This window comes from Mariniradius saccharolyticus AK6 (genome assembly GCF_000330725.2).
Lineage (GTDB): Bacteria > Bacteroidota > Bacteroidia > Cytophagales > Cyclobacteriaceae > Mariniradius > Mariniradius saccharolyticus.
Genome location: NZ_AMZY02000004.1, coordinates 129,593 through 137,447, shown reverse-complemented (window position 1 = coordinate 137,447; position 7,855 = coordinate 129,593). Strand labels below are relative to the sequence as shown.

General features: G+C 45.3%; 8 protein-coding genes and 1 tRNA gene. 4 read left to right on the top strand and 5 right to left on the bottom strand.

Annotated features, from left to right (window positions below):
* Positions 1-192: 192 nt before the first annotated feature.
* The 3 genes from C943_RS02980 to C943_RS02970 all read right to left on the bottom strand — a co-directional run bounded on the left by C943_RS02980 (position 193) and on the right by C943_RS02970 (position 2,311).
* On the bottom strand, positions 193-678 hold the full coding sequence (locus C943_RS02980; RefSeq protein WP_008624060.1) for a methylated-DNA--[protein]-cysteine S-methyltransferase: 486 nt from the start codon (positions 676-678) through the stop codon (positions 193-195).
* Positions 679-898: 220 nt separating this feature from the next.
* Positions 899-1,657, bottom strand: coding sequence for an SDR family NAD(P)-dependent oxidoreductase (locus tag C943_RS02975; RefSeq protein ID WP_008624058.1), 759 nt, complete (start codon positions 1,655-1,657; stop codon positions 899-901).
* Positions 1,658-1,831: 174 nt separating this feature from the next.
* Entirely contained in the window at positions 1,832-2,311 is a 480-nt protein-coding gene (locus C943_RS02970; protein ID WP_008624056.1) for a GNAT family N-acetyltransferase, read from the bottom strand.
* A gap of 133 nt (positions 2,312-2,444) precedes the next feature.
* Between C943_RS02970 and C943_RS02965 the strand changes: the two genes are divergently transcribed.
* Positions 2,445-3,218: a type III pantothenate kinase gene (locus C943_RS02965; protein WP_008624054.1), complete on the top strand. Its 774-nt coding sequence runs from the start codon at positions 2,445-2,447 to the stop codon at positions 3,216-3,218.
* A 6-nt stretch (positions 3,219-3,224) separates the two neighbouring features.
* Here the strand turns inward: C943_RS02965 and C943_RS02960 are convergent, their stop codons facing one another.
* Positions 3,225-3,809, bottom strand: a complete 585-nt coding sequence (locus C943_RS02960; RefSeq protein WP_008624052.1) for a peptidoglycan DD-metalloendopeptidase family protein — start codon at positions 3,807-3,809, stop codon at positions 3,225-3,227.
* A 149-nt stretch (positions 3,810-3,958) separates the two neighbouring features.
* Here C943_RS02960 and C943_RS02955 point away from each other — a divergent pair, with 149 nt between their 5' ends.
* Positions 3,959-4,915 (top strand): pyridoxal-phosphate dependent enzyme, encoded by a 957-nt coding sequence (locus C943_RS02955; protein ID WP_040478817.1) that lies wholly within the window; start codon positions 3,959-3,961, stop codon positions 4,913-4,915.
* Between the two features lie 261 nt (positions 4,916-5,176).
* Here C943_RS02955 and C943_RS02950 read toward each other — a convergent pair.
* Positions 5,177-5,249 (bottom strand) — tRNA-Met (locus C943_RS02950).
* Between the two features lie 315 nt (positions 5,250-5,564).
* On the opposite strand from C943_RS02950, the gene era reads away from it, so the two are divergent.
* Positions 5,565-6,455, top strand: coding sequence for a GTPase Era (gene era, locus C943_RS02945; RefSeq protein ID WP_008624047.1), 891 nt, complete (start codon positions 5,565-5,567; stop codon positions 6,453-6,455).
* Positions 6,456-6,467: 12 nt separating this feature from the next.
* Positions 6,468-7,781, top strand: a complete 1,314-nt coding sequence (gene der / locus C943_RS02940) for a ribosome biogenesis GTPase Der (RefSeq protein ID WP_008624046.1) — start codon at positions 6,468-6,470, stop codon at positions 7,779-7,781.
* The last annotated feature ends 74 nt before the right edge of the window (positions 7,782-7,855 follow it).

Genomic DNA, 7,855 nt, shown 5'->3' with positions numbered 1-7,855 from the left:
GCCGCCGCCACACCATCCAAAGCCAGCAAATATTGCTGGCTTTTTGCTTTTTACACTTTTTGAATCCAATTCCCGCTGGATGGGGATTGGATATCTCCCAAGGCAGAAAGGAGAATAACTGAAAATGAGACCTAAAACGTACGTATTGTCTTTAATTTTGGATGGTGGACAACAGATTGAAAGCGATCGATTTCAAAAATTAATTTTTACCTGCAATCCAACTGCCTCTTTTTGTTCGATTTGCAATAACCTTGATTTTCGCCAAAGCCCTCCTGCATACCCAGTGAGTTGTCCGTGTTTCCCCAAAATTCTGTGACAAGGAAGCATGATCAAAATAGGATTAGCCCCAATGGCTGTCCCAACTGCCCTGACAGCATTCGGATTGCCCAGTTTAAAGGCTATCTTCTCGTAGGTCGTTGTTTTCCCGAAAGGTATTTTGTTTACTTCCATCCAAACGCGATGTTGGAAGTCGGTACCTCCAAGCGCAACGGGGATATCAAAGGTTTTTAGCTTTCCCTGAAAATATAGGCCGAGCTGGATCCTGACGTCCATTAATATGCCGTCCAAAAATTCATCGGTGGGTGTGTCTTCAGTGAATTGCAGGCTTACCAAATATCCGTCCCAAACTTCGACCCTTACGTTTCCCAAGGGGGTTTCCATCACTGCGTGCTCTTTCATATTTACTGATTTTGACGTTTGAAATTGTTCTTTCAATAAATATTTCCCTACTCTTTGGTATAACTGATTTAAACAGAAATTGTCTGATTTTTTCCGATTAAATTGTGTCAAACACACGATTATTTTTCAAGCTCAAGTTTTCACTCCCCGTCTTCTACAAGATTTGGAGCCAGCAGGTAAAGTGAAGGAGCCTTTTTTTCAATTTACCATAGATTGTCAATCAATGCACATAGGATGCAGCGTTGATGTCGATTGTACAACCCGTGGCATGGTCTGCCAATCCAGAACATAGCAACGTGACGATTGGTGCGATATCTTTTGGCTCGGTCAATTGGGGAAGAGCAATGTCATTGAGTGCATAGGCCTCTCCGTATTGGTCAAAGAAATCCTGTGCCATGTCTGTCCTCGTAAAACCGGGTGCAATAAGAAATGCCTTGATGCCTTCCTTTCCGTAGTATCTCGCTATGGATCGCGTCAGGCTCACAATAGCTCCTTTGGAAGCTGCATAGGCTAGGTAGTCCTTTGTGTCTCCCCTAAATGCGGCCCTGGAAGATATATTGATGATTCTACCATTTTTGTTTTCCTGTGCATGCTCCAAAAATTCCTTGCAGATAACAGCGAGGGAAGTCGTGTTGACATCCATCGTTTGTTGCCATGCGCTGAGCCAATCTGGGGTAGCTGAGTTATCGGGTGACGAGATTGCAATGCCTGCATTGTTGACCACTGCATCGATTTTGCCGAATTTTTTGATCAATCTTGGTATCCATCCAACAACTTTTGACAGATCGGACAAATCGACTTGAACCAAATGCGAGGGGTTGTGTAGACTGGATTGAAGGCTTTTTGCTTCCTCCTGGTTTTTGTGATAGTGGATCAAGACCTCTGCACCGGATTCCGAGAGTTGAGTTGCTATCGCCCTCCCGATACCCCGGGATGCGCCTGTTACAAGTATTCTCTGATTGCTTAAATTGATTTGCATGGTTTTCGAAATTGATACTCAACAAATGCATTCACATTAAAGGAATAGGGGTAAGCGGGTACCTAGGGCAATAATGTCGTCCGAACCAAAAATATCGAGGGATAAATCCGAAACTTGGATTCAGCGATGCGTCAATCTTCAAAATTGCGGTGTTTTGGAAAACTACCAATTGGATTATTTATTCAATATCTGTTTGATGTCATCCGATTGGAGGTGACAATTGACCCATTCTCCATCGAGTTCGGCACCGTATTTTTTATAGAAATTGATTGCGGGCGTATTCCAATCAAGTACTTGCCAAGTCATCCCCGAACAGTCTTCCTCCAAGCATTTTAGCATCGTCCTGTCAAACAAAAGTTTGCCCGCACCATTCCCTCGTTCGGATTCGGTGACCACGATGTCTTCAAGGTAAAGCCTTTTGCCCTTCCAGGTCGAATACCGATAGTAGTAAACGGAAATGCCAATGATTTTCCCGGATTGGTTATTGACCGCTACAAAAAAGCCAAAAATGGGGTTTTGCCCAAATCCATCTTTTTCCATTTTTTCCAGGGTATTGGTGACCTGTTCAGGTGCTTTTTCATAAACCGCAAGTTCTTTGACCAGTTCCAAAACCCTGGGCAGGTCTTCCAATTTTCCTTCTCTGATTGTATACATGGTGGAAAATTACCAAAAAACAATTCCGCAAAAAATCATTTGATATATTTGGCGCAAAGCTGGTTTGGAGGAAATCTTCCTGCTGATCAATCATTTCAATTAGGAATAAAACTTAATCAAAAAGAGCATATCCATGTTTCTAGCCATAGATGCGGGTAATACGAATATCACATTTGGATTTTTTGACGCTATGTCACGGTCTTGGTGTTTTGAATACAGGATCAACACATTTAGAGACCTCACGGCTTTGCAAATCGAAAAGGAGATGCACCTCTTTTTTCTCGAAAACGATTTGAAGCCCTTTCAAATTGATCAAATCGGTATATCGTCTGTGGTTCCTGAGATCAATGCGGCACTTCAACAGTTTTGCAGGGAGTTTTTCGGAAAGCCCTGCTACTTGATAGAGGGGCGGAGCTACCAAAAACTGAAAGTCTCTACAGCTCGGCCCAACGAGATCGGAAGTGACCTGATGTGCAATGTCACAGCTGCGTTTGAATATTTTGGTGGCGCCTGCGTGATCGTGGATTTTGGAACGGCGCTCACGTTTACGGTTGTGGGGGAAGACGGTAGGGTACTAGGTGTGAGTATTGTTCCGGGACTAAAAACGGCGATCAAGGCACTTTTTTCCAATACTTCCAAGCTTCCCGAGGTAGAACTCAAGCCTCCCAAATCTGTCCTAGGCAAAAACACCACTCATTCCATCCAATCGGGCATCCTCTATGGTTATTCAGGACTCGTAACGGGCATGCTGGAATCAATTTTCAAGGAATTGGGAAGCAAATGTCCTGTGATAGCCACCGGAGGATTGTCCTCTATTCTTTCCAACGTTCAACATTTGTTCGATAAAGTGGACCGAAACCTCACCTTGGAGGGAATTAGACTGATTACTATGGCCAATCTTGGCTAACCAATCTCAAAGAAAAACACTTGGATCAGCACAGATGGAGCGGAACTTCGCTTCGTCCTCAGCGGCACATACGCCCGGAAAATCCCCCCAATTTCCGCCCATATCCAAAATCAGTTGCAAATGAAGATGGGGCGGCCAATCCCCATTTTCGGAGAAAGAACCGAGATGGCAGAATTTTTGGCCCGCCGCGATAAACTGTCCCGACTTTAGCCCTTCAAGATCAGTCAGGCTGAGATGGCCATATAATGTAAAAAAGACCTCACCTCCATATTCGTGTTCCAAGATGATTGTCGGGCCGTAGTTCCCAAAACCCGCATTATCTTGAAAACTGTGCACTTTTCCATCAAGCGGCGCAAAAACAGGCGTCCCCGCTTCTGCCCAGATATCTATGCCAAGGTGGATATTCCTGAATTTCTCCGCTCCAAGCCCAAAGACTTGGCTACGTTGGTAGATTGCGCGTTTTTCGAAATATCCGCCGAAGCCAAACTTCACATTGGCACTTTCCAGTTGGTCAAAAACGAAGCGATTGAATGCCTCTGTATCCTTCAGGTCGAGTGTAGCCAAGGCGGGATTTGCAGCGGAAAAGTCCATCGAAATGGAATTTTTGGGATTCAACCGCACTCCCATTACGGGAAAGGATGAAAGTTTTTCGAAAAGTCTTTCGGCAGCTGTAGGGGTTTTCATAGCGGCCAAAGATAATTGTTTTGCTGCTTTTCGACTGGTGTCCTATCTTTAATTCCATGAACGAGCCAATGAAATTCCCGAGCCTTGAGGATATCCGAAACGCACACCTCCGCATCCAACCATTCATCCATCGCACGCCCATATTGACTTCGACGGCTATCGATGAAATGGCCGGTTGCAGGATTTTTTTCAAATGCGAAAACTTCCAAAAAGTCGGCGCCTTTAAAGCCCGTGGCGCAGCCAACGCCGTTGCAAAATTGACAGAAGAACAAAAAAAGAACGGTGTGGCAACCCATTCCAGTGGTAACCATGCAGCGGCCTTGGCGAGGGCGGCCTCCGTCGCGGGAATCAAGTCCTATATCGTCATGCCATCCAATGCACCTGAAATCAAGAAAAAGGCAGTAAAAGGCTATGGAGGTGAAATCATCGAGTGCGAGCCTAACTTGCAGGCAAGAGAAACTACCCTCCGAGCGGTTGTGGACAGGACTGGCGCTACGTCCATTCCGCCTTACGACTTCTACGATGTCATCGAAGGTCAGGCAACCTGTGCCTTGGAAATGTGGGATGAGCATATCCCATTTGATGTCATTATGGCTCCTGTTGGTGGTGGCGGCCTGTTGGCGGGTACGGCTCTGACCACCAAGTATATCTCTCCGTCCACCTTGGTGATCGCGGGGGAGCCAGCAGGAGCAGATGATGCGTTTAGATCCTTTCATGCCAAGAAGCTCATCCCCATGGAGGGACCTAAGACGATCGCAGACGGCCTCCTTACCTCACTCGGCAAACTCAATTTTGCAATCATCATGCAGTACGTCGATGATATCCTTACGGCGGATGATACGGAAATCATAGAAGCCATGCGCCTGGTGTACGAAAGGATGAAGATTGTGATTGAACCCAGCTGTGCTGTTCCCTTGGCAGCTTTGCTGAAGAATAAGGAGCGGTTCAGGGGAAAAAAAGTCGGGATTATTCTTTCCGGCGGGAATGTGGATTTGGGGAAATTGCCTTTTTGATATGAGTTTTCTTCGGAATCGGAAAGCCTTCTTCCGAGGCCGAACAAGACAACCTTTGGCTTGTAAGAGCGCGGTTCTGAAGTTAGCTCACATTCGAAAAACCAAAGTCCCAACAAGTAAAACCTAAAGACTCTAGCTTGGATTAAGTGTAGCGGGAACAGCCCAATAGCCGTCGCCGGGCGAACCCGTGGCCTTTGTATGCGAGAATGTATTGTCTGAAAATGAAAAAAGCCCCATACTGTTTGTATGAGGCCATTCTTGTAGCGGGAACAGGACTCGAACCTGTGGCCTTCGGGTTATGAGCCCGACGAGCTACCAACTGCTCCATCCCGCGATGTGGCAAATCTTAGAATCTTGATCCGACGAACTACCTCCCGATAGCTATCGTGGATGCTCCATCCCGCGATTTAGTGGTACAAAGGTAGCGCTATTTTTTTCAAATGCCAAAGGAAGATAAAATTTATCAATTATTTCTTCAAGATTGTTTGGATTTGATCTCGCCATTTTGGTTTTCGGGGGAAGGAATTTCTCGTTTTACCTGCATATAAATTTCACGGGAGCTTAGATTAGCCTTGTATTTCAGAAGTTTATTTGGTTTATGCGGCTAAGCCACCAAAATTTAGCGTACCTTTGCGGAAAATTTCTTCAAATGTCCCAAGATTCCCACAAAGCTGGCTTCGTCAATATCGTCGGTAAACCCAATGTGGGTAAGTCCACTTTGATGAACGTGCTGATAGGAGAGCGACTTTCCATCATTTCGTCCAAAGCGCAGACTACAAGACACCGCATTATGGGCATCATCAATGAGCCGGATTACCAAATCGTGTTTTCTGATACGCCTGGCATGCTCAAGCCGAAGTATGAGCTTCATAAGAGTATGATGGGATTTGTTCATATTTCCCTTGAAGACGCAGACGTGATCGTATTTGTCACGGATTTGTACGAGACAGACGCGGAAATTGAAGATGTTATCAAGAAGATAAACGATTCGGGTGTGCCTGTGCTTCTGGTCATCAACAAGATTGACCTGAACAAAGGTGACAAATTGGATGAAGTGATCGCTTATTGGACCCAAAGGCTCAAAGCAGAAGTGGTGATTCCAATTTCAGCTACAGAGAAGTTCAACACCGAGAAAATTATGGTGGAAATTTTGGAAAGGCTTCCTGTGCATCCACCATTTTATGACAAGGATGAACTTACCGACAGGCCGGAGCGTTTCTTTGCTTCCGAAATCATTCGTGAAAAGATCTTCCTCAATTACAAAAAGGAAATTCCCTACAGCACCGAGGTGGCGATCGAGGATTTTTACGAAGAGGAAAAAATCATCCGGATCAGGGCCATTATCTATGTCGAACGAATGAGCCAAAAGGGTATTCTGATCGGCGAAGGCGGCAAAATGCTCAAAAAAGTCGGAATCCAATCCAGGGAGGAAATGGAAAAATTCTTTGGGAAAAAAGTATTCCTGGAGACGTTCGTGAAAGTCGAGGATGATTGGAGAAAGGACAAAAACAAGTTAAGGAAATTTGGTTACGACCAATAAAGAACAAACAAAATGGCAAACATAGTAGCAATCGTCGGGAGACCGAATGTGGGCAAATCCACCTTTTTCAATAGGCTGGTGGAAGAGCGAAAAGCCATAGAAGATAACGTGAGTGGCGTCACCCGGGACCGGCATTATGGGCATGCGACTTGGGGTGACAGGTTTTTTTCTGTCATCGATACCGGTGGCTATGTGACTGGCTCGGAGGATGTCTTTGAAGCCGAAATCAGGAAACAGGTAAAATTGGCCATCGAAGAAGCAAACGTGATTTTGTTTGTGGTGGATTGCCACGATGGATTGACAGATTTGGACAGGGAGTTTGCGCAGGTGCTTCGTTCCAGCAAGAAGCCCATTTATATTGTGGCCAATAAAGCCGATACCGCCACGCAGGTATTGAATGCTGCCGAGTTTTATGAACTAGGCTTGGGAGATAATCAGGTATTCCCTATTGCTGCGATCAGCGGTAGCGGTACCGGCGATCTGCTGGACGAGGTGATTAAGCACTTTCCTGACCCAGGTGTGGAAGATCCAGATGAAGGAATCCCAAAGATTGCCATTTTAGGTAGACCCAATGTGGGCAAATCCTCATTCCTCAATGCCCTTTTAGGAAAAGAGCGCGCCATCGTAACAGATGAGGCAGGTACGACGCGGGACGCGATCCATACGAGGTACAAACTTTACGGTAAGGATTTTATCATCACCGACACGGCGGGTATCAGGAAGAAAGCCAAAGTGAAGGAAGATATCGAGTTTTATTCGGTCATGCGCTCACTGCGTACCCTCGAGGACTCTGACGTATTGATCATCGTGGTGGATGCCACACGGGGATTTGAGTCCCAAGACATGAACCTGGTGACGCTTGGTATCAAAAACAACAAAGGCATCATCATCATGGTCAACAAGTGGGATTTGGTTGAAAAGGACCACAAAACCATGGATAGGATCAAAAAAGAGATGATCGAGAAACTTGGCGAAAACAAGTGGATTCCGATCATTTTTACATCTGTTGAAACGAAGCAGCGGATTTTCCAGGCAATCGAATTGGCGGTGAAAGTATTTGAAAGCAAGACCCACAAAGTACCTACTTCCAAGTTGAACGAGAAGCTCCTGCCAGAGATCGAGAAGTATCCACCACCGGCATGGAAGGGAAAATATGTCAAAATAAAGTACATAACCCAGTTGCCAACCAAAAATCCGGTGTTTGCTTTTTTCTGCAATTTGCCGCAGTATATCAAGGAACCCTACACCAGATATCTGGAAAATCGATTGCGGGAAAACTTCGATTTTGAGGGCGTTCCAATTAAGATTACATACAAGAAAAAATAGAATAATTTTTTGAACGGCGTATTGTTAATCTGAATTTTGGAATTACATTTGCGTGCTTATTCAAAAAACCAAAC